Origin of the sequence: Pseudomonas sp. OG7 (assembly GCF_014192825.1) — a bacterium.
Lineage (GTDB): Bacteria > Pseudomonadota > Gammaproteobacteria > Pseudomonadales > Pseudomonadaceae > Aquipseudomonas > Aquipseudomonas monteilii.
On sequence record NZ_JACHYK010000002.1, the window covers coordinates 248,262 to 272,041 of the forward strand.

22 protein-coding genes are annotated in these 23,780 nt (G+C 61.6%); 14 read left to right on the plus strand and 8 right to left on the minus strand.

Annotation, left to right across the window (positions count from 1 at the left end; translation table 11 throughout):
• Positions 1-42: 42 nt before the first annotated feature.
• The 3 genes from FHW75_RS05645 to FHW75_RS05655 all read right to left on the minus strand — a co-directional run bounded on the left by FHW75_RS05645 (position 43) and on the right by FHW75_RS05655 (position 1,879).
• On the minus strand, positions 43-879 hold the full coding sequence (locus tag FHW75_RS05645) for a FecR family protein (RefSeq protein ID WP_016714236.1): 837 nt from the start codon (positions 877-879) through the stop codon (positions 43-45).
• Positions 876-1,400 carry an RNA polymerase sigma factor gene (locus FHW75_RS05650; RefSeq protein WP_019096423.1) on the minus strand — a complete coding sequence of 175 codons (525 nt, stop codon included), beginning with the start codon at positions 1,398-1,400 and terminating at the stop codon, positions 876-878. Before FHW75_RS05650 ends, FHW75_RS05645 begins: the two co-directional genes overlap by 4 nt.
• 92 nt (positions 1,401-1,492) lie before the next feature.
• Positions 1,493-1,879 carry a MerR family transcriptional regulator gene (locus FHW75_RS05655; RefSeq protein WP_019096424.1) on the minus strand — a complete coding sequence of 129 codons (387 nt, stop codon included), beginning with the start codon at positions 1,877-1,879 and terminating at the stop codon, positions 1,493-1,495.
• Between the two features lie 73 nt (positions 1,880-1,952).
• Here FHW75_RS05655 and FHW75_RS05660 point away from each other — a divergent pair, with 73 nt between their 5' ends.
• On the plus strand, positions 1,953-3,053 hold the full coding sequence (locus FHW75_RS05660) for an SDR family oxidoreductase (RefSeq protein WP_183673300.1): 1,101 nt from the start codon (positions 1,953-1,955) through the stop codon (positions 3,051-3,053).
• A 42-nt stretch (positions 3,054-3,095) separates the two neighbouring features.
• Here the strand turns inward: FHW75_RS05660 and FHW75_RS05665 are convergent, their stop codons facing one another.
• Positions 3,096-4,010: a LysR family transcriptional regulator gene (locus FHW75_RS05665; protein WP_019096426.1), complete on the minus strand. Its 915-nt coding sequence runs from the start codon at positions 4,008-4,010 to the stop codon at positions 3,096-3,098.
• 197 nt (positions 4,011-4,207) lie between these two features.
• On the opposite strand from FHW75_RS05665, the gene FHW75_RS05670 reads away from it, so the two are divergent.
• From FHW75_RS05670 to nhaA, 6 genes are all read left to right on the plus strand, one after another.
• On the plus strand, positions 4,208-5,176 hold the full coding sequence (locus FHW75_RS05670; RefSeq protein ID WP_183673302.1) for an ABC transporter substrate-binding protein: 969 nt from the start codon (positions 4,208-4,210) through the stop codon (positions 5,174-5,176).
• A gap of 73 nt (positions 5,177-5,249) precedes the next feature.
• Complete coding sequence (locus tag FHW75_RS05675; RefSeq protein WP_019096428.1) at positions 5,250-6,101, plus strand: proline/glycine betaine ABC transporter permease; 852 nt, start codon at positions 5,250-5,252, stop codon at positions 6,099-6,101.
• Positions 6,098-6,931 carry a glycine betaine/L-proline ABC transporter ATP-binding protein gene (locus FHW75_RS05680; protein ID WP_081717244.1) on the plus strand — a complete coding sequence of 278 codons (834 nt, stop codon included), beginning with the start codon at positions 6,098-6,100 and terminating at the stop codon, positions 6,929-6,931. The genes FHW75_RS05675 and FHW75_RS05680 overlap by 4 nt, the downstream gene beginning before the upstream one ends.
• A gap of 12 nt (positions 6,932-6,943) precedes the next feature.
• The gene (hutH, locus tag FHW75_RS05685; RefSeq protein ID WP_019096429.1) at positions 6,944-8,467 is read left to right on the plus strand and encodes a histidine ammonia-lyase; all 1,524 of its coding nucleotides are present in this window, start codon (positions 6,944-6,946) and stop codon (positions 8,465-8,467) included.
• 98 nt (positions 8,468-8,565) lie between these two features.
• Positions 8,566-9,057, plus strand: a complete 492-nt coding sequence (locus tag FHW75_RS05690) for a DUF1543 domain-containing protein (protein ID WP_016714246.1) — start codon at positions 8,566-8,568, stop codon at positions 9,055-9,057.
• A gap of 292 nt (positions 9,058-9,349) precedes the next feature.
• Positions 9,350-10,708 carry a Na+/H+ antiporter NhaA gene (gene nhaA / locus FHW75_RS05695; protein WP_027609008.1) on the plus strand — a complete coding sequence of 453 codons (1,359 nt, stop codon included), beginning with the start codon at positions 9,350-9,352 and terminating at the stop codon, positions 10,706-10,708.
• Positions 10,709-10,824: 116 nt separating this feature from the next.
• On the opposite strand, the gene FHW75_RS05700 is transcribed toward nhaA, so the two are convergent.
• Positions 10,825-11,775, minus strand: coding sequence for a GlxA family transcriptional regulator (locus tag FHW75_RS05700; RefSeq protein ID WP_019096431.1), 951 nt, complete (start codon positions 11,773-11,775; stop codon positions 10,825-10,827).
• Positions 11,776-11,881: 106 nt separating this feature from the next.
• Between FHW75_RS05700 and FHW75_RS05705 the strand changes: the two genes are divergently transcribed.
• Together FHW75_RS05705 and FHW75_RS05710 are read left to right on the plus strand one after the other, a co-directional pair.
• Complete coding sequence (locus FHW75_RS05705; RefSeq protein WP_016714249.1) at positions 11,882-12,676, plus strand: SDR family oxidoreductase; 795 nt, start codon at positions 11,882-11,884, stop codon at positions 12,674-12,676.
• A 135-nt stretch (positions 12,677-12,811) separates the two neighbouring features.
• A complete protein-coding gene (locus tag FHW75_RS05710) occupies positions 12,812-13,819 on the plus strand; it encodes a zinc-binding alcohol dehydrogenase family protein (RefSeq protein ID WP_019096432.1) in 1,008 nt (335 codons plus the stop codon).
• A gap of 42 nt (positions 13,820-13,861) precedes the next feature.
• On the opposite strand, the gene FHW75_RS05715 is transcribed toward FHW75_RS05710, so the two are convergent.
• Positions 13,862-14,422, minus strand: a complete 561-nt coding sequence (locus tag FHW75_RS05715; protein WP_019096433.1) for a hydrolase — start codon at positions 14,420-14,422, stop codon at positions 13,862-13,864.
• Positions 14,423-14,891: 469 nt separating this feature from the next.
• Here FHW75_RS05715 and FHW75_RS05720 point away from each other — a divergent pair, with 469 nt between their 5' ends.
• The gene (locus tag FHW75_RS05720; protein WP_019096434.1) at positions 14,892-17,369 is read left to right on the plus strand and encodes a TonB-dependent siderophore receptor; all 2,478 of its coding nucleotides are present in this window, start codon (positions 14,892-14,894) and stop codon (positions 17,367-17,369) included.
• Positions 17,370-17,441: 72 nt separating this feature from the next.
• Here the strand turns inward: FHW75_RS05720 and FHW75_RS05725 are convergent, their stop codons facing one another.
• Together FHW75_RS05725 and FHW75_RS05730 are read right to left on the minus strand one after the other, a co-directional pair.
• Positions 17,442-18,398 carry an aliphatic sulfonate ABC transporter substrate-binding protein gene (locus FHW75_RS05725; RefSeq protein ID WP_025753138.1) on the minus strand — a complete coding sequence of 319 codons (957 nt, stop codon included), beginning with the start codon at positions 18,396-18,398 and terminating at the stop codon, positions 17,442-17,444.
• A gap of 16 nt (positions 18,399-18,414) precedes the next feature.
• The gene (locus tag FHW75_RS05730; RefSeq protein ID WP_033693177.1) at positions 18,415-19,380 is read right to left on the minus strand and encodes an ABC transporter substrate-binding protein; all 966 of its coding nucleotides are present in this window, start codon (positions 19,378-19,380) and stop codon (positions 18,415-18,417) included.
• Between the two features lie 357 nt (positions 19,381-19,737).
• Here FHW75_RS05730 and FHW75_RS05735 point away from each other — a divergent pair, with 357 nt between their 5' ends.
• The 4 genes from FHW75_RS05735 to FHW75_RS05750 all read left to right on the plus strand — a co-directional run bounded on the left by FHW75_RS05735 (position 19,738) and on the right by FHW75_RS05750 (position 23,730).
• Positions 19,738-20,628, plus strand: coding sequence for a LysR family transcriptional regulator (locus tag FHW75_RS05735; RefSeq protein WP_019097126.1), 891 nt, complete (start codon positions 19,738-19,740; stop codon positions 20,626-20,628).
• A gap of 212 nt (positions 20,629-20,840) precedes the next feature.
• A complete protein-coding gene (locus FHW75_RS05740; RefSeq protein ID WP_027609014.1) occupies positions 20,841-21,974 on the plus strand; it encodes an acyl-CoA dehydrogenase family protein in 1,134 nt (377 codons plus the stop codon).
• A complete protein-coding gene (locus FHW75_RS05745; RefSeq protein ID WP_025753143.1) occupies positions 21,971-22,915 on the plus strand; it encodes a D-isomer specific 2-hydroxyacid dehydrogenase family protein in 945 nt (314 codons plus the stop codon). The genes FHW75_RS05740 and FHW75_RS05745 overlap by 4 nt, the downstream gene beginning before the upstream one ends.
• 17 nt (positions 22,916-22,932) lie before the next feature.
• On the plus strand, positions 22,933-23,730 hold the full coding sequence (locus FHW75_RS05750) for a class II aldolase/adducin family protein (RefSeq protein ID WP_019098633.1): 798 nt from the start codon (positions 22,933-22,935) through the stop codon (positions 23,728-23,730).
• Positions 23,731-23,780 lie beyond the last annotated feature (50 nt).

Genomic DNA, 23,780 nt, shown 5'->3' on the forward strand with positions numbered 1-23,780 from the left:
TAGCCGCCATGGGAATCGAGAAACCCTACCTGCGCATGAGCATTATTTTATTGCCGATTTACGTTGAATCCTGACGCTGCCATCCTCTGTTTTCAACACGGCGACGGGCAGGATGCTCGGTAGCAGATCCAGCAGTCGGTCGACATTGTGCGCCTCGAAGACCCCTGTCACCTTGAGTGCAGCCAAGCTTGGGTCGCTCAGCTCAATGGATGCCTTGCGATAGTGACGCAGCAACGACACCGCTTCATCCAGCGACGTCTGCTCGAACACGATGCGATCATCTTTCCAGGCCATCGCCTTCAAGGCGTCGACCTTCGCAACCGGCATCAGTTGCCCGCCAATCGAGTCGACCTGTTGCCCTGGCCTGAGGGTGACCGGCGCGTGTTCTGCAGCTGTAGCGGTGACGTCCACGCGTCCACGGGCCAGGGTCACACGCACCGCGTCGTTATCCAGGCGGCGGACATTGAACAGCGTACCGAGCACCTCGACCTTCGCCAGGCCAGCGGACACTACAAAGGGGCGATACACGGCCGAGGAGACATCGAAAAGCGCCTGCCCTGCGCGCAGGTCGACGTCGCGGCTGAGCAGACGCCAGCTGATATCGACATGCGTGGCACTGTCGAGCAGCAGCTTGCTTCCATCGTTCAGCAGCACAGCACGCCGCTCACCAATGGCGGTAGCGAAACGCTCGCTCTTGTAGGCAGGGTTCAGCCAGGCCAAGCCTGCACAGGCGATCGCAACCGCCAGCGTGATACCTGCCGACTTTGCTGCCTTCGAGGGCGCAGGCCTGGACGGCGGCATGGGGAACAGCTGCTTGAGCTCTTCACGATGTCGCCCAAGAGCCTCGTCCAGTGGCACCTGTTCGGGTTGCTTCGTCATGGGTGCACCTCATCGCGCCCAAGCCGTTGCCTGCATGCCGCCAGCCCCAGGCGCAGGTGCTTTTCCACAGTCTTGATGGAAATACCGAGGCGAGTGGCTACTTCTGCCTGGGGGATTTGGTGAATCTTGTGCATGACGAAAACAGCTTGGCAGCGAGGTGGGAGGTCTGTGATCGCGTCGACGAGCAGTTGAAACTCGCGCTCGCTGTCATACCTGGTCATCGGGGTGGCTGCCGGGCAGGCCACCTCAGGCAGCTCGGAGATCGCCTCTATCCAGGCGCCTCGGCGGCGATCGCTACGATAGCGACTCATGGCGGAGTCGCGGGAGATTTTTCGTAGCAAGGCCAATGGGGTTCGAACGTCTTCTTTCTCACCGCGCTCAAGCAATTGCACGCACACGTCATGCACAACATCACGCGCCATGCTTCTGTCGCCGAAGCGTCGGCGAATGTGGTCCACCAGATCGTCATAGTGACGTACCAATGTAGACAGCAACGTCGGTTTGGCGGGATCGAACGACACGATGCATCCTGAATAAGAGGTAGGCTCCGAAACAAGACACAAGTGTAAATGAGAAATAATTGCGAATAAACAAGCTACCGCGTTGCGGTATGCTAAATAGCAGGAAGGTGAGCAATGGTCAGCCCGTTGGCAACGGCACTGGCTTCAAGCTTTGCGCGCTCCGCGCCCAGAAGGGCATAGGCGGCTTGCAGCGTGGTGATCTTCGCTTGAATGTCGGCCATCTTGCTGGCTACCAACATCGCGCCTTGCGCACAATCGAGCGTATTGCCCCGCTTGGCCGCAAGTATTTCACCGATCTCGGCCAGCGAAAAACCGCCGCTCTGGGCACTTTGAATAAAGGCCAGATCAACAACGGTCTGGTCGCTGTAGCTTCGGTAGTTGTTGGCCTGACGATGGGCCACGATAAGCCCGAGTTGCTCGTAGTAGCGCAATGTATGGCGGCCCACTCCACTCCGGCGCTCCAACTCTCCAACATTCACAGTAAAAACTCCTTGACTGTAGAGTACGCTCTACACCTTAGCCTGCGCCGATCATTCAGACAAGGATTCAGATATGAGCGTGGAATGCTTCGTCACCGGCGGCAGTGGGTTTGTGGGTCAACATTTGCTGGCCCGTCTTACCGCGGCAGGGCACAAGACCTGGGTGCTCATGCGCACCCCTGAAAACATCGGACGCCTCCAGGAGCAAGTAGGGCAACTGGGAGGTAACCCTGCGTATATCCATGCAGTCGGGGGAGATATCAGCAGGGATGGGCTTGGACTCAGCGAAGCAGACAGGCAATGCGTATCTTCGGCGGCTGTGGTCTTCCACCTCGCAGCACAGTTTACCTGGGGCCTGACAATGGAGCAGGCCCGCACAGTCAATGTACAAGGGGCGCTGAACGTCGCCAGGCTCGCGGCGAACCAGCGCATGCGCTTGCTGATGGTGGGCGGTTATATGCTGCAGAACCTTAGCCATCTTGCAAGTATCGGGGTTGATAACGAGCACCCTGAAAACACCCATTGGCCTGCAGTCTACGGCCGTGTGGGTGGCTACGAAGGCAGCAAGCTGGAGTCTCATTTCGCTGTCATCCGTTACATGCAGGAGGTAGGCGCAGATTACGCGATCGTTCATCCTGCTACGGTGTGTGGTCACAGCGAGAGTGGGCACATCCCTGAAGGACAACCCCTGGTAGATCTCATTCGAAATCTGGCACTGGGCCGGTTCAAGGCTATCCCTGGTTCCGCCAGGCACTGGTTGCCATTGGTCAGCGTCGATTACCTGGTAAAGATGATGACCTGCGTGGCGTTCGACCCGTCAATGGCCAACCGGCAGGTGCTGGCGCTGTATGAGCACACGCCGAACCTGCAGGGTATGCTCGAGCAATTGGCACAAACGCTGGAGATAAAGGCCCCGCGCCAGCATGTACCGATAGGGTTACTGAAGTGGCTATTGGCGATTCCCGGACTGGCCACCCGATTATCGATCAGCGCCGAGTCACTGGACTTCATCCAGACACAGCGCTTCGACATGAGTGACAGCCAGCAACTGGAACGAAAGTATCAGTTGGCACATCCTGACATGGCGCGAACGTTGGAAAAGACGGTGCGTTACGTCCAGGGTTACTTGCCCAATCGTCATGTTCACACTTCTGCAAACCCTGCCGGGAAATAACAAACGGGTTGTGACACAGCGCGTAATCCCGCCACCCATTATTCACTCGGATGCAAACGACGGTCGTTCCGCAAACCATGCCACCGCCAGCTCCTTGAACGCCTCGGCCGAAGGCGTCAGCGGATAGCGCTGATCATGCGCCAGCACTATGCTATGCGTTGGCAATTTCTCCTCAGTCGGCCTGCAGACCAGCGCTTGGCCATCATAACTGCGGTCACCAAACGGCCGGGTATAAATCAGCGCCACGCCAAACCCATTGGCGACGAGGCTACGCTGCAGCTCGAACGTGCGCACACGGTGCACAACGGCGGGTGAAAGATCGTAAAAGCTGAACAGGTCCAACACATGCTGCCAACTGTGGACCTGATCGGTAACGACCAGCGTATGTTCGGATAACGCCTTGAGACTGACACGCGACTCCTTGGCCAACGGGTGATCGGCCGACAGCAGTACCTGAGCAGTCAGTTCACACAACTGGGTGCATTGCGTATTCGGCGGCAAACCCAGATCGTAGGTGATTGCCAACTCTATCGCCCCTTCACCCAGCCGCTTGCCAACATAATCGAAGCTGCCTTCGCGCATGTCGACAGTGACCCTTGGGCAGGACTCCTGCATCCGCCGCACAATTTGTGGCAGGCAATAGGGCGCCAGGTCTTCAAAACATCCGACCACCAGTTCGCCGACGCACTCCCCTGCATTGGCATTGATCTCGGCAAAGGTCCGAGCCTCTGCCAGAACGCGACGGGCCTGGACCATGACGGTACGACCGAATGGGGTCAGCGATATGCCGAGGCCACGTTGGCGCACGAAAATGGATTGGCCCAACACCTCTTCCAGTTCGGTGATGGCCGCCGAGATGGAAGGCTGTGAAACATGAAGCTCCATGGCAGCGGTCGTCAGGTTACCGTGCTTGGCAGCTGCTAGCGCATAGCGAAGCTGACGCAGTGTGAACTTCATAGTTTTTTCCGTTGTGATACATCAGCACATATTATTTTATCCTTTTTTGAGGTTGTGAAATATTTCTCCTACGCAGTGGCCACCGATCAGAAGTGCCACGCCAACGCCGATTACAAGGCTTATCAGCCAGTTTGGCGACCCTCTTTGGGCCGGATGCCCTCAACTGCCGCACTCCATTCTTGTTTGGGAGCGTCACAATGAAAATTACAAAGGCTCTGTTGACCACGACACTTTCTTTCGGGCTGCTGGCAGCGGCTGTCACCAGCCAGGCAGCGGGTTGGTGCGAGTCTGGCAAACCGGTGAAGTTCGCCGGTTTGAACTGGGAAAGCGGGATGCTGCTCACTGACGTGATGCAGTTCGTGCTGAAGCATGGTTATGGCTGCGATACCGATAGCCTGCCAGGTAACTCTATCTCCATGGAAAACGCACTGAGCAGCAACGATATTCAGGTATTTGCCGAAGAGTGGGTGGGGCGCAGCGAGGTGTGGAACAAGGCTGCAGCTGCCGGCAAGGTGGTTGGCATCGGTTCGCCGGTCGTTGGCGCGGTCGAAGGCTGGTATGTGCCGCGTTATGTGATTGAGGGCGATGCCAAGCGCAAACTTGAAGCCAAGGCACCGAACCTCAAGAACATCGCCGACCTGGGGCAATACGCCCAGGTATTCAAGGACCCCGAAGAGCCGGACAAGGGACGCTTCTACAATTGCCCGGCCGGCTGGACCTGCGAGCTTGACAACAGCGAGATGCTGAAAAGCTACGGCCTGGAAAGCACCTATACCAACTTCCGCCCTGGCACCGGCCCGGCACTGGATGCTGCCGTACTGTCGAGCTACAAGCGTGGCGAGCCCATCCTGTTCTACTACTGGTCGCCGACGCCGCTGATGGGCCAGCTGGACCTGGTCAAGCTGGACGAAAAGCCGGGCGTGAATAAAGCCCTGACCATCAAGGTGGGTGTATCGAAGGCCTTCCACGAGCAGGCGCCTGAACTGGTGGCGGTGCTGGAAAAGGTCAATTTGCCGGTCGATCTGCTTAACCAGAACCTGGGGCGCATGACCAAGGAACGTATCGAGTCGCCGCAACTGGCCAGGTTGTTCCTCAAGGAACACCCCGAAGTCTGGCACAGCTGGGTCAGCGAAGACGCAGCCAAAAAGGTAGACGCGGCACTCTGAGCGTGTGGGCTCCTCCGGCGCCTGCCGGGTAAGACACGACAGTCCGCTTCATACACTTGCTCGAGAGAATTCCATGTTTCCCAAAAACTTCACGTTTTCCATTGCCGACTGGGTCAATGGCTGGGTCGATGCGCTTGTAACCAACTACGGTGAGGTGTTCCGGCACATTTCCGACACCCTGCTGTGGGCCATCGTCAACCTCGAGGGCCTGCTGCGCGCAACCCCTTGGTGGTTGATGCTGGCCATCGTCGCCGGTATTGCCTGGCACGCCACCCGCAAGGTCGTGCCCACTGCCGTGATCGTCGGCTTGCTCTTTCTGGTCGGTGCGGTCGGGCTCTGGGACAAGCTGATGCAGACCCTGGCGCTGATGCTGGTGGCAACGCTGATATCGGTCCTGGTCGGCATTCCGCTGGGTATCCTGTCGGCGCGCAACGATCGCCTGCGGGCGGTGTTGATGCCGCTGCTCGACATCATGCAAACCATGCCCAGCTTCGTGTACCTGATTCCGGTATTGATGCTGTTCGGCCTGGGCAAGGTGCCGGCGATCTTTGCCACCGTCATCTATGCCGCCCCGCCGCTGATTCGCCTGACCGACCTGGGCATTCGCCAGGTGGATGGCGAGGTCATGGAGGCGATCAATGCATTCGGTGCCAATCGCATGCAACAACTGTTCGGCGTGCAGCTGCCACTGGCGTTGCCGAGCATCATGGCCGGTATCAACCAGACCACCATGATGGCCCTGTCGATGGTGGTCATCGCGTCGATGATCGGTGCCCGTGGCCTGGGTGAAGACGTCCTGGTCGGCATCCAGACCCTGAACGTGGGCCGCGGCCTTGAAGCGGGCCTGGCCATTGTGATTCTGGCGGTTGTGATCGACCGCATTACCCAGGCCTATGGCCGGCCACGGCATGGGGTGGGCAAATGAGCGCCAAGCAGACTATGAACAAGATCGAAGTCAAAAATGTCTTCAAGGTATTCGGTGCCCGCGCCGAAGATGCCCTGCAACTGATCCGCCAGAAAAAAACCAAAGATCAGGTCCTGGCCGAAACCGGCTGCGTGGTCGGGGTCAACGATCTGTCGTTGTCCATCGGCAGCGGTGAAATCTTCGTGATCATGGGGCTGTCGGGCTCGGGCAAGTCAACCCTGGTGCGTCACTTCAACCGTCTGATCGACCCGACCAGCGGTGAGATCCTGGTTGATGGCGAAGACATTCTGCAATACGACCTGCAAGCCCTGCGCGAATTCCGCCGGCACAAGATCAGCATGGTGTTCCAGAGCTTCGGCCTGTTGCCGCACCGCACTGTGCTGGACAACGTCGCTTACGGGCTGAAAGTCCGTGGCGAGAGCAAGGCCATGTGCACCGACCGTGCCCTGCACTGGATCAACACCGTGGGCCTGAAGGGTTACGAAAAATCGTACCCGCACCAGTTATCAGGCGGCATGCGTCAGCGCGTCGGCCTGGCCCGTGCGTTGGCCGCCGACACCGACATCATCCTGATGGACGAAGCCTTCAGTGCCCTTGACCCGCTCATTCGCGCCGAGATGCAAGACCAGTTGCTGGAACTGCAAAAGACCCTGCACAAGACCATCGTCTTCATCACGCACGACCTGGACGAGGCGGTGCGTATCGGCAACCGGATTGCCATTCTCAAGGACGGTCGCCTGATCCAGGTCGGCACGCCGAAAGAAATCCTCTACCAGCCTGCGGACGAATACGTAGACCGTTTCGTGCAGCGCCGTGTAGCTTCGCTTTAAGGAATCGCGTGTATGTCACTTGCCGAAAAGATCATCATCGCCGACGCGCCAGTTCGCTGGCAGGACGTGGTGGCAGTGGCCCGACACGGGGCGAAGCTTGAGCTGGCTCCATCGGCCTGGGCGCGGATCGACAACGCCCAGGCGATTGTCCGGCGCATCGTGTCCAGCGGTGAACGCGCCTATGGCGTCAACACCGGGCTTGGCGCCTTGTGCAATGTCTCGTTGCAGGACGAACAACTCAGCCAGCTGTCGCACAACACCTTGCTCAGCCATGCCTGTGGCGTGGGCACAGCGCTGTCAGACGAACAGACCCGCGCGATCATGTGCGCAGCGATCATCAATTTCTGCCAGGGCCGTTCCGGCCTTCAGCGCACGGTGGTCGAGGCGCTGCTGACCTTGCTTAACCAGCACATCACCCCGCAGGTTCCGAAACAGGGGTCTGTGGGGTATCTGACCCACATGGCACATATCAGCATCAGCTTGCTGGGCGTCGGCCAGGTCGGTTATCGCGGCCAGATCGTGCCGGCCCGGCAAGCCTTGGCCGACGTCGGCCTGGCGCCGGTCAAACTGGGCGCCAAGGATGGCCTGTGCCTGGTCAACGGTACCCCTTGCATGACGGGCCTGAGCTGCCTGTCTTTGGACGACGCCACGCGCCTGAGCCAATGGGCGGACGTTATCGGCGCCATGAGCTTCGAGGCCCTGCGGGGTCAACTCGACGCCTTCGACCCCGAAATCATCGCGATGAAACCGCACCCCGGCATGCAGCGCGTGGGGAGTAACCTGCGTCGCCTGCTCGACGGCAGCGAAATCATTGCCAATAGCCATGGCATTCGCACCCAGGACGCCTTGAGCATTCGCTCGATTCCGCAGGTTCATGGCGCCGCGCGCGATCAGCTGGATCACGCTGCGCGGCAGATCGAAACCGAACTCAACTCCACGACCGACAACCCCATGTTGCTCGGTACACCCGAGTCATATCGGGTGGTGTCCCAGGCGAATCCGCACGGCCAGTCGGTGGCCATGGCGGCCGACTTGCTGGCCATCGCGGTGGCCGAAATCGGGGCGATTGCCGAGCGCCGACTCGATCGCCTGATCAACCCGTTGGTCAGCGGCTTGCCGGCTTTCCTGGTCAGCCAACCGGGTGTGAACTCGGGCATGATGATTGTCCAGTACGTGGCTGCTTCACTGTGTGCAGAAAACCGTCAGCTCGCACAACCGGCAGTCGTCGACAACTACGTCACCTCTGGTCTGCAGGAGGATCACCTGAGCATGGGCACCAACGCCGGCTTGAAGCTGCACCGCGCCCTGGAAAACTGTACACAGATCCTTGCCATCGAATACCTGTTGGCGGCCCAGGCATTCGAGTTCCTCAAGGAGCAGCGCTTTGGCGCAGGGACCCACGTAGCCTGGCGGTTGTTGCGCGAACGGGTGCCGGCCTATGCCCAGGACCGTTGGCTGGCGCCGGACATTGCCAGCAGTGCATCGATCCTGAAGGATCCCGGCCTGCCAGGCGCTGCCTTTCCTTGGCTGCTATGACGCGTGCTGAACGGCGCCGTGCCGACGGATTGTGCGCTTGGCGAACAGCGCTAGGGTGTTCACACTACAGCGCTTGATGCTGCCCCAAAGGATTACTCATGCTCTACATCGTCATGCTCGGCGGTCGCCACCCTCGAGCCCGTATCGAAGTCCACGATGTGGTCTTCGCCCAGGCCGACACCCTGGAACAGCTCCATCCCCAATTGCGCGAAGCCTGGTTCGGCAGCGCACAAGGCCTGCACATCGACTCCTGGCTGGAAGTCGGCGGGGTCGATGGCTACCGTGTCGAACTGAGCCAAGTAGCCCCCGGCCCCGGCGCCATGCGCTTGTTTTTCCTGAACCTGGGCGGTTATGAACGGCAGGTCTTCGGCGAAGCTCACCGGTACCTGCTGGTGGCGGCTGTCGACAAGGCCGAGGCCAAGCGCCTGGGCAAGCAACGCATGGCAGAAGATTGGCTCAAGCCACATATCGACGCTGTGCTGGATGTCGACGATTGCCTGCCGGTCGACTTGGTGGCAGGCCGCTATGTGCATCTGGTCAAGGGCGAGCATGCGGGTGTCCGACAGTTCAGCGACTACATTCTGCTCTGAAGGGCGTGGGCCGAGGTCGGTGCCAGCCCCGCTCTTTTTGGCCTGACAACCCTGGCAAGCGTTAACCTTTGCTTCTGCTTCAGTTAGCGCGGGGTTGAGTGACAGTTGTTCTTCCGCCGTTTTCCATGGCGCACGCCACCTGATCCTGAGCTGCGGAAAAGGAGCGTCACAATCTATCACCGCAAAACCGCGTTTTGGATGATAGACTCCCCCCGGGTGCTAGCTGCATGAGGCAGCGACGCAGGTTAAAGAACAGCGCAGGTCGGGCCGCCTTGCGGGGTTGCTTGTGCCTATGCAAAAAATTCGAATTCCCCTCGCCCAACAACTGGCCCGTCGCGCGTTCGCCACGCTTGAACGCTACCTGCATGTCGAGGCCGTGAGTGGTGTCGTACTGCTCATAGCCGCCCTGGCTGCACTCGCCTGGGCAAACTCTTCCCTCGCGGATAGCTACGATACGCTCTGGCACACATCGCTAACGTTCGGTGTGGGGTCGATGGTCTTCTCGCAATCCCTGCACTTCTGGATCAATGACGGCCTCATGACCATCTTCTTCCTGGTGGTCGGCATGGAGATCCGTCGCGAAATTCACGAAGGCGCGCTGGCGAGCCTGCGCCAGGCCACCTTGCCCATGGCGGCAGCCGTTGGCGGCGTGGTTGTACCCGCCCTGATTTACCTGGCGTTCGCGCATGCCCCGCAAGAACAGAACGGCTGGGCTGTCCCCACGGCCACCGACATCGCCTTCGCGGTTGGCGTGCTCGCCTTGCTCGGTAAATCGATCCCGTCCAACGTGCGTATCTTCTTGCTGGCACTTGCGATCATCGACGACATCATCGCGGTGCTGATCATTGCCATTTTCTATTCCGGGGGCCTGGACTACACCGGCTTTGGCGTTGCCATCATTGGCATCCTGCTGGTTGTCGGGTTGCAGAAGATCGGCGTTGGTTCGGCCTATGCGTACGTTATTCCGGGCGCCATTACCTGGCTCGGCGTGCTGATGACCGGCGCCCACCCCACACTGGCGGGTGTGGTACTTGGGCTCATGACACCCGTGCGCTCAGCCCCCATGGGTGAGCGCCCTGTGGACGCCGTCAAGCGGTTCTCCAACGATTTGCTCGGCAGTGCAAAAGCGCCAGAGCAAGACAGCAGCAGCCTGATCGACCCGCTGAAACGCCTGCGGCTTGCCCAGCGTGACTTGGTACCGCCTGTGGTGCGGGTACAGAGTGCACTGCACCCCTGGGTCGCCTTCGTGATAATGCCCCTGTTCGCGCTGGCCAATGCCGGGGTCGGGCTGTCTGGGGTCGACCTGTCCTCCGAAGGGCCATACCACGTCATGCTCGCTGTCACCCTGGCACTTGTCCTGGGCAAACCCCTGGGCATCGTCGGTATCAGCTGGCTGATGGTTCGCCTGGGTTGGTGTGCACTGCCCAAGGGTGTCACCTGGCGTGGCATTACCTTGATCGGCTTGCTGGCAGGCATCGGTTTCACCATGTCGATCTTTATCGCCAACCTCGCCTTTGTTGACCCAGGTTCACTGGGTGCAGCCAAGCTCGGCATCCTTACCGGCTCGCTCATTGCAGCAACAGTCGGGCTGTTGTGGGGAGCCATAAGCATGAGAAAGGCCGCTAACGCCAAGCCTTTGAACGCCGGTTAGCCTGCCAGTCACCTCCTGCGGGTGCGCCGAGTCCTGGCGGCCCGCAAGTGAGGCACGCACCTATTTTTATCTTGCGGCATCAGGGTGTTAACACCCCGCCACCCTAGCGCCCACTATCAAATGGACACTAACCTCCTGGCATCCCTGCGCACAGCCTGTGGAGGCACACCAAACCCACGCATGAACACTTCTCGCAGGTGCCGGCGGTCCCTGAACCCGGTCTCCCTGGCTACAACATCCAGGCTATGCCGGCTCTGCTCTATCATCAAACGGGCTGCCTCCAGCCGCAGGCGCTCAACGGCCTTGGCGGGTGACTCACCGGTCTCAGCGGTGAATACACGGGTGAATTGCCTCGGGCTCAGGTGCACCACATCGGCAAGTTCCTCCACACTTAGCGGGCGGCTGAGGTGTTTGCGGGCGTAATCCAGCGCGCTCTGGATACGGTCCGACTTGGGCGAAAGCGATAACAGTTCGGAATGCTGGGATTGCCCACCAGAGCGGCGTTGGTGCATGACCATCTTGTGCGCCACCGACCTTGCCAGCTCGGTGCCCAGGTCTTTTTCGACCATGCCCAGCGCCATGTCCAGGGCGGCGGTCATGCCGGCGGACGTCCATACCGGCCCATCGACAATGAAAATCCGGTCTTCCTCGACGTCGATCTTCGGGTGCAACTCGCGCAGCTTGTTTGCATAAGCCCAGTGGGTGGTGGCGCGCCGGCCATCCAGCACACCGGCCTGCGCCAGCATGAAGCAGCCGGTACAAAGGCCTGCAGTGCGGCGCGCACCGTCGACGAATCCACGCACGCTGGCGAGTACCTCTTCACTGGGGGGCGTGAGCGGGGTCAGCGTACCGGCGACCATCCAGGTGTCGGCCAGGCCCGGTGCGCTCAATGGCAACGTGTCGATATGCATCCCCAGGGAAGAACGCACCGTGCCACCCCCGATGGAAAAATTCTCGATCCTGTAAACCGCTTCGCCCGCCACGATATTGGCGAATTCGAATACGGTTTGTGTTGCCAGGGACATGACCTGGAAGCCTTCGGGTATCAGGTAGCCAACCCGGTGCATGATTGAAGCCCTCTTTGCGATGTCCTGAAAACGTATCATATACGTCATTTAAGTCACAAAATACATTTTGCATGATGGCTCCACACCCAAACACAGGAGCATCACCATGACGCAGCAATTCAAAGGCACCGCGCTCATCACCGGCGCCTCCACCGGCATCGGCTCGATCTACGCAGACCATCTGGCCCGACGTGGCTATGACCTGGTGCTGGTAGCACGCAACCGCGAACGCCTTAACGCACTGGCCGCCCGGCTAACCAGCGAAACCCGCCAGAACGTGGAAGTGTTCCCGGCCGACCTGGCCAACGCAGCCGACCTCGCCAAGGTCGAACGCAAACTGCGCGAAGACGCCAGCATCAGCCTGCTGGTGAACAACGCGGGTATCGGTACCCATACCGGCCTGCTGGAAAGTGACGTCGAGCGCATGGCCGAAATGATCAGCCTCAACGTGACCGCCCTCACCCGCCTCACCTACGCGGCTGTGCCTGGCTTCGTGGCGCGCAAACAAGGCGCGGTCATCAACATTTCGTCCATCGTCAGCCTGGCACCGGAACTGCTTAACGGCGTCTACGGCGGCAGCAAGGCCTATGTCACCGCGTTCACCCAGGCGCTTGACAAGGAACTGGCCGGCAAAGGCGTCCAGGTCCAGGCTGTCCTGCCCGGGGCCACGGCGACTGACCTCTGGCAGACAGGTGGCTTGCCGCTCGAAAACCTCGACCCTGCCATCGTGATGTCGGCCGAGGACCTGGTGGACGGCGCCCTGCAGGACTTCGACAAGGGTGTGCTGATCTCCCTGCCTTCGGTACACGACCTGCAAGCGTTCGAGCATTACGAAGCCAGCCGCCAGGCCTTGTTCGGCCAACTGTCCAGCAACCAGCTCGCGCCCCGCTACAGGGCCTAGTGATCAAGATGAGCCCAAGCCGCACCGTTCATTTTCATTGAAAACGAGAAAGTCTTACTGCATTCAGGCTGTTTTTTGAGCAAATCGAATCGCATAGCCTGAATGCACTTTTCGACCACCCTGGAGGTAGCGCCAATGAAGGCCGTCGTTTACACCCAACCCGGTTTGCCGATCCACGCCCCACAATCGCTGTACGACGCGGAACTGCCCACCCCCAAACCCGGTGCCCGGGACCTGCTTGTCGAAGTCAGGGCCATTGCCGTCAACCCGGTTGATACTAAAATCCGTGCAAGCCGCGGCGGTGACCAGCCACAGGTGCTGGGCTGGGACGCTGTCGGCGTTGTCCGCGAGGTCGGGCCTGAGGTCACATTGTTCCGTCCGGGCGATGAAGTTTTCTACGCCGGCGCCATTGACCGCCCGGGTAGCTACAGCGAGCTGCATGTGGTGGATGAACGCATCGTCGGGCACAAGCCTCGCAGCCTGGACAATGCCAGTGCCGCCGCCCTGCCCCTCACTTCCATTACCGCCTGGGAGCTGCTGTTCGACCGCCTGGGCGTTGAAGAAAACGGTGGCGAAGGCCAGCGCCTTCTGGTGGTCGGTGCCGGTGGCGGGGTTGGCTCCATCCTGGTCCAGCTTGCCAGCAAACTCACTCGACTGACCGTCATCGGCACAGCGTCAAGGCCCGAAACCCAGGCGTGGGTAAAGGCACTGGGCGCCCATCATGTGATCGATCACGCCGAGTCGCTCCCGCTTCAGCTGGAGGCGCTCAAGCTGGGCCCGGTCGATTACGTGATCAGCCTTACCCACACCGACACCTACCTGCCGCAACTGGTAGAAGTGCTTCGCCCACAAGGCAAGCTTGCGTTGATCGACGACCCGGCGCAGCTGGATGTCATGCCGCTCAAGCGCAAGTCACTGTCGCTGCACTGGGAACTCATGTTCACGCGTTCTTTGTACAAGACCGAAGACATGATCAAGCAGCACCAACTGCTCGATCGCGTTGCGCAACTGGTCGACAGTGGTGTGCTCAAAACCACCCTCGGCGAGCACTACGGTACGATCAACGCCGAGCACCTCAAGCGCGCCCACGCCATGATCGAAAGTGGAAAAGCGCGCGGCAAGATTGTGCTGGAAGGCTTCTGATTGCCGCCAGCACAACTACCCAGGCTACCCTGCATGGGTCAGCTAAGGCTGCTCGCCCGCCAGGAAGGCTTTGCTGATTTCACGGAACTGTTCGTGGCTTGCACTGCGCAGTAGTTCGAACACGACCATTTCGCGGGTGACGACCTGAACGCCAGCCGCCGCCATGCGCTGGAGCGCCGCGAGGTGGTTTTCCGCTGTGCGGCTCGACGTGGCGTCGGCGACCACGAACACCTGCTTGCCGCTGGCCAGCAGGTCGAGTGCGGTCTGCAGCACGCACACATGGCATTCGATGCCACAGAGAATGACCTGCTCACGCTGCATCATCGCCTGCGGCAGGCATTCGGCGGGTACGCACGAAAAATGCAGCTTCTCCACCACCGGCGCCGAAGCGCAGGCTTCCCTCAGCCGTGCCAGGGTCGGGCCGAGGCCCTTGGGATACTGCTCGGAAAACACCACCGGCAAGGCCAGCCGCGCGCAGGCAGCCACCAGCCACTCGACCCGTGCGGTGAGGCGCTCGGCCTCATGCATGGCACCTATCAGCTTTTCCTGCACATCGACAACCAGCAACGTCGCCTGGCTTGCATCAATCAGAACACCACTCATAACGCACCTCTCCATTTGTTGTTGTCTGTCCCCATCCATGCGCCGTCAACGTAGCCGGGTTACATTCATATCGATGCAGCCCTGAATCGTGCGGGTCAATGGAAGGCTAGCCATCCAGAAGTTTAAAATTCTAATTTTGCATATTTCAAACAACGATAAATCAGTAGTAGTAATAATTAGCTTAGAACGAAAAAGCCTTTTACAGAGGAAAAATATAAGAATACGGTCTTACACGGCCACCTCATCACGCTGGGGCGCTAAAGCGAGCGGCGCAGCGATCTGCCCCCCTACACCCGTGATGAGGGACCAACGCTGCATGCCAACGCCCCCACGCTCAGGCCAACCCACCCACCATACAACACGTCCCACTGTATCGGGACTAAGCATCCTGTACCCGCACCAAGGGCCAGTGCTGGCTTAACAAAACGCGGCCCATGATTGCCGCTTGCCAACACAAGGAAAGCTCAACATGAACCAACGCCCGCCCTTTCCACTGCGATCAGGGCTGACAGCACTCGTCGCATGCCTGGCGCTGCCGCAACTCTCAGTGCAGGCAGCCGAGCAGGAGGAGACTCGGCTCGACACCGTCTCGGTAATTTCCACTGGCCTGCGTGGGCAACAACGTACGGTCGCCGACAGCCCAGCGCCCATCGACATCATCAACAGCGAGCAACTGCTCAAGACCGGTCGGGCGGAACTGTCGGAAGCCATATCGAAATTGCTGCCATCGTTCAACTTCGGCACCAACATCGCCGGGGTCAACTCGCAAGTACGCCCGCTCAGCAATCGCGGCCTTGGGCCGGCCTACACGCTGGTACTGGTCAACGGCAAACGTCGGCATAACGGCGCTGCCCCCGCCAATGGCAGCATCGATACCAGTGGCGCCAACGCTGTCGACATCGACATGATCCCGATCAGTGCCGTCGACCATATCGAGGTGCTCAAGGACAGCGCTGCAGCCCAATACGGCTCGGACGCAGTAGCCGGGGTCATCAATATCATCCTCAAGAGCAGTGCTTCTGGTGGTCATGCCGAGGCCAGCTACGGTCAATTGTTCTCGGGCCAGGGTGAAACCATCAAGAGCGCTGCCGATCATGGTTTCGAGCTGGGTGACGGGGGCTTCCTGCACCTGTCTGCAGATGCCCGCAAACGCGGTACCGCTACGTGGGTCGGGAAGTCACCGGACAGCGTCCGTGCGTTTTTCGAGGATGATCGCCAAGCCGCCTGGGATCATGTGAGCACCAAGAACGGCGACCCGGATCTGAAAGCATTCAATCTGGCCTACAATGCCGAGCTGCCATTGGCCGACGACCTCAAGCTCTACTCCTATGCCACCTATGGCGAGCGCAAGACCGAAGCGAACAACCAGTTGCGCGCGGCCAACGGCGGGGCATCGATCCCGGAGCTGTTTCCGGATGGCTACTACCCCTTGAACAACCTCAAGGACACCGACTATCAGATCCTGTTCGGGGGTAAAGGCAACGCGGCCGAGTGGGACTGGGACCTGTCCACCAGCTATGGCCGGAACAAGATCGAGCATGCCAGCGACCTGACTGCCAACCCGACCTATGGCCCCCAGTCCCCGACCAAGTGGGATGACCTGGCGACCTTGCAGTTCGAACAGTGGGTCAACAACCTGGATATCACGCGCCACTTCGATGGGCTTTTCGGTGTGTCCGTCCCCACCCAAGTGTCCGTTGGACTGGAGCACCGCTGGGAGCGCTTCAGGACATTTGCCGGGAATGACCCACGCGCCTACAGCGTCGGCCCCTACACCTTCCCGGTGGGCAGTCAGCTGTATGTCGCCAATGGTGCCCAACCTTCAACGGGCGCCCAAGGCGTGCTGGCCATCCGCCCGCAAGACGAGGCCGATCTGAAACGCAACAACTTTGCAGCCTACCTGGATCTTGGCTTCGATCTCACCCAACGTTGGTACATCGGCCTCGCCGGGCGCGCCGAACATTATGATGACATCAAGGAAAACACCTACAGCTTCAAGCTGAACTCCCGCTACGCGCTTACTGACCAGGTTGCCGTCCGCGGTACCCTGGGTTCCGGCTTCCGAGCGCCCTCTCTGACCCAGCTCGGCTACACCGTAACGGACAACCGTACGGCGGCTGATGCCAATGGCAACGCAGTACCCGCCCTGCGTTACACCGCAACGCCGGACAGCCAGGTAGCTCAAGCCTTGGGCGCAGCGGATCTGAAACCAGAGAAATCGCGTAACGCAGGGCTTGGTATCACCTGGCAGCCAGCTGCGCGTACCAGCTTCACCGCCGACGCCTATGTGATCGACATCGACGACCGCATCCTGCTCAGTGAAAACCTGTATGACCGCAGCAACGGCAACGGCGCGATCGGCGACATCCTCGAATCCGTCGGCGTGGCACGCAATACCTGGGTCAGTTACTACACCAACGCCTTCGATACCCGTACGCGTGGCATCGACCTGGTAGCCGATCACAGCAGCCAGTTCGGCGCCTGGGGCGATGTGCGCTGGAGCGCGGCCTTCAACTACAACAAGACGACCGTCGAAGGCAGCCGCGGTACGCCGGCCGCACTGCAGAATGCGGGCATCAGTGTCGTTGGTCACGCCGCAGAGGGTTTGCTGGTGGCGGCCACCCCGCGCAGCAAATGGATACTGGGCGCGAACTGGACACTTGGAAACTTCGCCGCCAACCTGCAAACCACCCGCTACGGCAAGGTCGAGACCTGGCAACAGAATGCGGCCAATGACCGTTCATTTGGCGCCAAGTGGATCACCGACCTCGACCTGTCCTACGTGTTTTTCGACAGCCTGACGCTCAGCATCGGCGGCACCAACCTGTTCAACGTGCGCCCCGACAACAACGGCATTACCCAGGCTGCCTACAAGTACAACTACGGATCCCCCCCTTTCCATCCTGGCGGCGGATTCTGGTACAGCAAAATCGCCTACGACTTCTGACCACAGGCGCAGGCTGCCCAACAATTCCACGCACAGTCTTCAGCTCGGTGACGCTTGACCTAAGAACAATGGCTAGTCCTGTGCCGGCTCATAAAGGCTCACCGAGCTGGCATCCACCGCCTTTGGCAGCAGCCCCTCGCGATAGAACGCATCGGCGATACGCTGCTGCTCAGCCAGGTTGTCCAGCTTTACCGGCTGCACGTCATAACTGCGCCGCGCGTTGGCCTGCTGCACCGTGGCGCTGTCCAGGTTGCCCCACAATGGGCCGAGAATACGCGCAGCCTCCGCCGGATTGGCCTTGGTCCAGGCACCTGCCTCGCGCAGAGCCAGGTACACCTGCTGCAGCACCTCGGGATGGGTCTTGGCATAGTCGCTACCGGCCAGGTAGTACCGCTGGTAGCTGGCCAGCTCGCTGCCATCGGCCAGGATACGCGCGTTCTGCTGGCGCTGGGCACTGGCCACGTACGGGTCCCAGGTCACCCAGGCATCGACCTTGTGGTTCTCGAAGGCGGCTCGGCCGTCGGCGGGAATCAGGTAGGCCGGGGTGATGTCCTTGAAGGTCAGCCCGGCCTTGGCCAGGGCCTGGATCAGCAGGTAGTGGCTGCCTGCGGCCTTGGTCACCGCAACGCGCTTGCCCTTGAGGTCGGCCAGGGTCTTGAGCGGTGAGTCTGCCGGCACCAGGATCGCCTGGGCCGTGGGTGAAGGGGTTTCCCGGGCAAAGTAGGTAAGCTTGGCGCCGGCGGCCTGGGTGAACACCGGCACGGTATCTGCGACGTCCGCCGACAGGTCGACATTACCCAGGTTCAGTGCCTCCAGCAGCGGCAGGCCGCTGGGGAATTCGTGCCAGCTAATGCGGATGCCCTCGGCTTGCAGGCGTTGTTCGAGGGTGCCGCGGGCCTTGAGCAGGGTCAGCAGGGTCGAGGATTTCTGGTAGCCGATGCGCAGGGTCTGCTCGGCACTGGCAAAGCTCGGCAGCAAGGCGCTGGCCAGCAGCACCAGGGCCACACGGCGCAGGGGTTTGAAGGTCATTGGGCGGGTCTCCGGGTCAGGGTTGTGCGGCCAGCTTGGCGTTGGTCGGCACGGTAAAGCCGGTGGCGAAGGTCGGCGCCACATCAAGGCGTTGGTTCATCAGGCCGTGGGCCTGGTAGAAGTCGGCGGTTTCCTGTTGTTCGGCCACGGTGCGTGGGTCAATCACCTGCCAGCGCAACTGGCGTCGCTCGAATTGCAGGCGCGCGGCGTCCTCGGGGAAGCCGATGATCGCGGCCAGGTTCTTGGCGTAGGTGTCCAGGTGCTGGTTGGCCCACACCTGGGCGCCGGCCAGACGGTTGAGGTAGTCCTGCAGCGCAGCGCGTCGGGCAGGTTCGTCCAGGGCCTTGTCGGTGGCGGCGAGGAAGCTGTTGCCGCTGGACAGGCCGCGGCCGTTCACCAGTACCCTGCCCTGCCCGCTCAGTTCGGCCAGCGCGGTGTAGGGCTCCCAGGTCGACCAGGCGTCCACCGAACCGTTGGCCAGGGCGATCTTGGCGTCCACCGGGCCAAGAAAGCGAAACTCCACGTCCTTTTCGCTCAAGCCGACCTGATCCAGCGCCTTGAGCGCCAGGTGATGCCCGATCGAACCGCGACCGGTGGCGATGCGCTTGCCCTTGAGGTCGGCGGCGCTGTGCAGTTGAGCGTCCGGGCGCACCAGCAGCGCGGTGCCATAGGGGTCGGATTTGTCCACCGCGATGGCCTTGACCGGCGCCCCCGAGGCCAGCACGAACAACAGCGGCGCATCGCCGATGATGCCGGCGTCGATGGCGCCGGCATTGAGCGCCTCGGCCAGCGGTGCGGCGGCGGGAAACTCAGCCCAGTGAATGTCATAGGGCAAATCGCGCAGGGCGTCGGCGGCCTCCAGTTGGGCGCGCATATTGCCTTTCTGGTCGCCGATACGCAGGGTCAGGCGCTCGCTGGCGGCAGCCTGGCTGGCCAGCAGCGCAGCGACGGCAAGGGTCAGCAACTTCGAACGAATGGACATGGCGCTCCTCGGTGTCGTGGCGGGCGGCGTCTTGCGGCCCGGGAGCTGCGACTGTAGCGAGAAGTGCATAATTACAAAAAGTGATTTTAGGAATAACCTAATATGCAAATTTACAGAAAACCTGTGGAAGCGGCTTTAGCCGCGAACACCGGCGTAGCCGGTGCCATGCACCGCGTTGTCTGCTTCGCGGCGAAAACCGCTCCCCAAGGGTACGCGGCGCGCTGGCGAAATCAGTTCTCTGCGCGATAGCGCAGCCCAGCGGGGCTGGGTGCTCTCCTGCAAGAATATATGGCATTACATAGAACCAGGATTATGCTAATACCTTATTTTTTCCGTTCTCTTGCGTGAGCACCGAACATGAAAATCGATGACATGGACGCCTTCGTGGCGGTCATTCGTTGCCAGTCGACCAACCTCGCCGCCGAGGCCCTGCAACTCACCCAACCGGCCATCACCCGCCGGGTGCAGAACTTCGAGGAAGACCTCGGCGCGACCCTGCTCGACCGCAACACCAAGCCGCTCAAGCCAACCCCCATGGGCCTGCGGGTGTACGAGCAGTGCAAGGCGATCCTGCGCGAGATCGATTCACTGCGCGAGTTGGTGGCCAACGACGGCGCCCCCTCCGGCACCCTGCGCCTGGGCGTGCCGCAAACCCTGGGCGATGTGGTGCTGCTCGACGCTCTGGCGCAGATCCGCGAGGCCTACCCGCAACTGCGCACCCAGGTCAGCAGCGGCTGGGGCAGCAGCCTGATCGCGCGCATGGAAAACGGCGAGCTGGACGCCGCCGCCGCGCTGTTCCCGCCGGGCAAGATCTTCCCCGAGGGCATCGCCAGCCAGTCTATCGCGCGCATGCCGCTCAAGGTGGTGGCTGCCAAGGGCAGCGCCGGCAAACGCAACTACAAGTTGCGCGACTGCTACACCCGTGGCTGGGTGCTCAACCCCGATGGCTGCGGTTTCCGCGCAGGCTTGCAGCGAGCGCTGAGCGAACAGGGACTGAGCCTGTCGATCAACCTGGAGACCTTCGGCACCGAGCTGCAACTGGGGCTGGTGGCCAACGGACAAGGCCTGGGGTTGGTGCCCGAGCCCTTGCTGATGGCCAGCCGGCACCGCGATGCCCTGGAGGTCCTGAATGTGAGCGACTTCAAGCCGCAGGTGGATCTGTGGCTGTTCCATCCGCGCTATCTGGGGAACTTGCAGGAGCCGGTGGAGCTGTTTGGTGAGGTGGCGGGACATCGGTTGTTAGGGTGAAAGCGTGACGCCTTGCCCCGCGATAGCGGTACAACGCTGACATCGCCATCGCGGGGAAGCCCGCCACGCCCCTCTAAATGCAAATTACGCATAATTAGTAAAAATATAAATTCCATAAACTGATAATTAGCATAGAACAAAAAAGACTTTTACAGAGCTCATTCATACGAATACGGTCTTAGTCACACACCGTCATTCAGGGATGAACCCCCATGAGTCACCCTTCCGACAGCGCCCTGGCCGAACTCACCGAGGCCCTAGCGGCCAACGCCGAGCGCTACGATCGCAGCGCGCAGTTCCCCAAAGACAACTTCGACCTGCTCCAGCGCCACGGCCTGCTGGGCCTCACCGTACCCCGCGCCCTCGGCGGCGGCGGCGCGGACCTGGCCACCGCGCGCCGGGTGATCGGCGCGGTCGGCAAGGGTGACCCGGCCACCGCGCTGATCCTGGTGATGCAGTACCTGCAACACTTTCGCCTGCAAGACGACACCCGCTGGCCCGCCCACCTGCGCCAGCGCGTGGCCGACGACGCCGTGCGCCACGGAGCCCTGATCAATGCCCTGCGTGTCGAGCCCGAGCTGGGTACCCCGGCCCGTGGCGGGCTGCCGGCCACCGTGGCAAGGCGCACCGCCGAAGGCTGGCGCCTGAGCGGGCGCAAGATCTACTCAACCGGCAGCCATGGCCTGAGCTGGTACCTGGTGTGGGGCCGCAGCGATGACAGCGACCCGCTGGTCGGTGGTTTTCTGGTCCACCGCGATACCCCCGGCATCCGCATCATCGACGACTGGGACCACCTGGGCATGCGCGCCACGTGCAGCCACGAAGTGCGTTTCGACGACGTCCTGATCCCCCTCGACCACGCCGTCAGTGTCAGTCCCGCCAGCGCACCGCGCGCCGAACTTGATGGCGAGGGGCTGCTGTGGATGGCCGTGCTGCTGCCGGCGGTGTACGACGGCGTGGCCCGCGCCGCGCGGGACTGGCTGGCGCGCTTTCTCAACGAGCGCACGCCGTCCAACCTCGGCGCGCCACTGGCCAGCCTACCGCGCTTCCAGGACGTGCTCGGGCGCATCGACACCCTGCTGTTCGCCAATCAGAGCCTGCTCGATTCGGCCGCTGCCGGGCACATCGCCCCAAGTCATGCCGGGCAAATCAAGCACCTGGTCAGCGCCAACGCCATCCAGGCCGTCGAGCTGGCCATCGAAGCCGCCGGCAACCCAGGGCTGTCGCGGCGCAACCCACTGGAGCGGCATTACCGCGACGTGCTGTGCAGCCGCATTCACACGCCCCAGGACGATGTGGTGTTCGGCCAGGTCGGCCGCAACGCGCTGACGGAGGTCGCAGCATGAGCCGTTCGATCATCGCCAGCCAGTTGGACACCCAGGCCAACCAAGTCTTGCGCGAGCGACTGGTGGACCATGAGGTAATCGATATCCCCTTCGGCCAGTTACACGTCGATGTACCCGCCGATGTTTTCATTCTGCGCCCGGTGAACATCCGCGGACAGCGGGTCGACACCCCGCCGCCGGGCTGGCCGTGGAACCTGAAGTGGGTACAACTGGTGTCCTCAGGCATCGACTTCTACCCCGACTGGGTGTTCCAGGGCCCGCCGGTCACCAGCGGCAAGGGCGCCAACGCCGAGCACGTGGCCGAGTTCGCCCTGGCCCTGGTGTTCGCCGCCGCCAAGCAACTGCCGGAGCTGTGGGTCAAGGACGCCGACTGGCGCCTGACCCCACTGGCCCCGGTACGTGGCCGCACCCTGGGCATTCTCGGCTTTGGCAGCATCGGCCAGAGCCTGGCGCGCAAGGCGCAGGCCCTCGGCCTGCGAGTGCTGGCCCTGAGCCGCCCCGGCCACCCCATCGCCGAGATTCCCGGCGTGGAGCGTGCCGCCGATCTGCGTGAGCTGTTCGCTGGCAGCGACCACCTGGTGCTGGCCGCCCCGCTGACCCCCGCCACCCGCGGGCTGATCGACCGCCAGGTGCTGGCCCATGCCCGCCCCGGGTTGCACCTGATCAACATCGCCCGGGGCGGCTTGCTCGATCAGGAGGCGCTGCTCGACGCGCTGGACAGCGGCCTGATCGCCCGCGCCAGTCTCGATGTCACCGAGCCCGAGCCGCTGCCGGCGGGCCATGCGCTGTACCACCACCCACGGGTGTTCCTGTCACCCCACACCTCGGCTATTTCCGAGGACGGTTACCCGGCCTTCCTCGACGCCTTCATCGCCAACTTCCACCGCTACCGCGAGCAGGCGCCCCTGGCCAACCTGGTCGATACCGCGCGCGGCTACTGACCACCGGAGAACACACCATGACTTCACTGTCTGCCGTCACCAGCAATACCGCCCAGAGCGTTCGCCAACGGGTCAGCGCCGAGGAATGGGAAGTACGCGTCAAGCTGGCCGCCGCCTACCGCCTGGCCGCGCTGTTTCGCTGGACTGACCATATCTACACGCACTTCTCGGCCCGCGTACCGGGGCCGGAGGAGCATTTTCTGATCAACGCCTTCGGCTTGCTGTTCGATGAAATCACCGCCTCCAACCTGGTCAAGGTGGATGTCGACGGCACGATCATCGACGACCCGCTGGGGCTGGGCATCAACCAGGCCGGCTACGTGATCCACAGCGCCATCCACCGTGCCCGCCCCGACCTCAAGGCGGTACTGCACACCCACACCCGCGACGGCGCGGCGGTGTCGGCCCAGCGCGATGGCCTGCTGCCGATCTCCCAGCACGCCCTGGCCTACTACAGCCGCGTGGTGTACCACGACTACGAAGGCGTGGCGCTGGACCTGGACGAGCAAGAGCGGTTGGTGGCCAACCTGGGCGCGAGCAACATCCTGATTCTGCGCAACCACGGGCTGCTCACGGGCGGTGTCAGCGTGGAGCATGCCTTCCGCGAGCTGCACGGGCTGGAGCGGGCGTGCAATATCCAGGTGGCGGCCCAGGCTGGGGGCAATGATCAGCTGCTGCATGCGGCGCCGGCGGCGATTGCCAAGGTGCATGAGCAGTCCAAGCGGTTTTCCGACGGCCAGGGTGAGGGGATCCAGCGGCATTGGGATGCGCTGATTCGCCAGCTGGATCGGGAGGGGCGGGACTATCAGGACTGACTGAAGGCATCTGCTGCCAGTACCGGCCCTTTCGCGGGCAAGCCCGCGAA

Coding starts and splice junctions, on each gene's coding strand:
- FHW75_RS05645 (WP_016714236.1), bottom strand. CDS start 879: ATGACGAAGCAACCCGAACAGGTGCCACTGGACGAGGCTCTTGGGCGA.
- FHW75_RS05660 (WP_183673300.1), top strand. CDS start 1,953: ATGAGCGTGGAATGCTTCGTCACCGGCGGCAGTGGGTTTGTGGGTCAA.
- FHW75_RS05665 (WP_019096426.1), bottom strand. CDS start 4,010: ATGAAGTTCACACTGCGTCAGCTTCGCTATGCGCTAGCAGCTGCCAAG.
- FHW75_RS05670 (WP_183673302.1), top strand. CDS start 4,208: ATGAAAATTACAAAGGCTCTGTTGACCACGACACTTTCTTTCGGGCTG.
- FHW75_RS05675 (WP_019096428.1), top strand. CDS start 5,250: ATGTTTCCCAAAAACTTCACGTTTTCCATTGCCGACTGGGTCAATGGC.
- FHW75_RS05680 (WP_081717244.1), top strand. CDS start 6,098: ATGAGCGCCAAGCAGACTATGAACAAGATCGAAGTCAAAAATGTCTTC.
- hutH (WP_019096429.1), top strand. CDS start 6,944: ATGTCACTTGCCGAAAAGATCATCATCGCCGACGCGCCAGTTCGCTGG.
- FHW75_RS05690 (WP_016714246.1), top strand. CDS start 8,566: ATGCTCTACATCGTCATGCTCGGCGGTCGCCACCCTCGAGCCCGTATC.
- nhaA (WP_027609008.1), top strand. CDS start 9,350: ATGCAAAAAATTCGAATTCCCCTCGCCCAACAACTGGCCCGTCGCGCG.
- FHW75_RS05700 (WP_019096431.1), bottom strand. CDS start 11,775: ATGCACCGGGTTGGCTACCTGATACCCGAAGGCTTCCAGGTCATGTCC.
- FHW75_RS05705 (WP_016714249.1), top strand. CDS start 11,882: ATGACGCAGCAATTCAAAGGCACCGCGCTCATCACCGGCGCCTCCACC.
- FHW75_RS05710 (WP_019096432.1), top strand. CDS start 12,812: ATGAAGGCCGTCGTTTACACCCAACCCGGTTTGCCGATCCACGCCCCA.
- FHW75_RS05715 (WP_019096433.1), bottom strand. CDS start 14,422: ATGAGTGGTGTTCTGATTGATGCAAGCCAGGCGACGTTGCTGGTTGTC.
- FHW75_RS05720 (WP_019096434.1), top strand. CDS start 14,892: ATGAACCAACGCCCGCCCTTTCCACTGCGATCAGGGCTGACAGCACTC.
- FHW75_RS05725 (WP_025753138.1), bottom strand. CDS start 18,398: ATGACCTTCAAACCCCTGCGCCGTGTGGCCCTGGTGCTGCTGGCCAGC.
- FHW75_RS05730 (WP_033693177.1), bottom strand. CDS start 19,380: ATGTCCATTCGTTCGAAGTTGCTGACCCTTGCCGTCGCTGCGCTGCTG.
- FHW75_RS05735 (WP_019097126.1), top strand. CDS start 19,738: ATGAAAATCGATGACATGGACGCCTTCGTGGCGGTCATTCGTTGCCAG.
- FHW75_RS05740 (WP_027609014.1), top strand. CDS start 20,841: ATGAGTCACCCTTCCGACAGCGCCCTGGCCGAACTCACCGAGGCCCTA.
- FHW75_RS05745 (WP_025753143.1), top strand. CDS start 21,971: ATGAGCCGTTCGATCATCGCCAGCCAGTTGGACACCCAGGCCAACCAA.
- FHW75_RS05750 (WP_019098633.1), top strand. CDS start 22,933: ATGACTTCACTGTCTGCCGTCACCAGCAATACCGCCCAGAGCGTTCGC.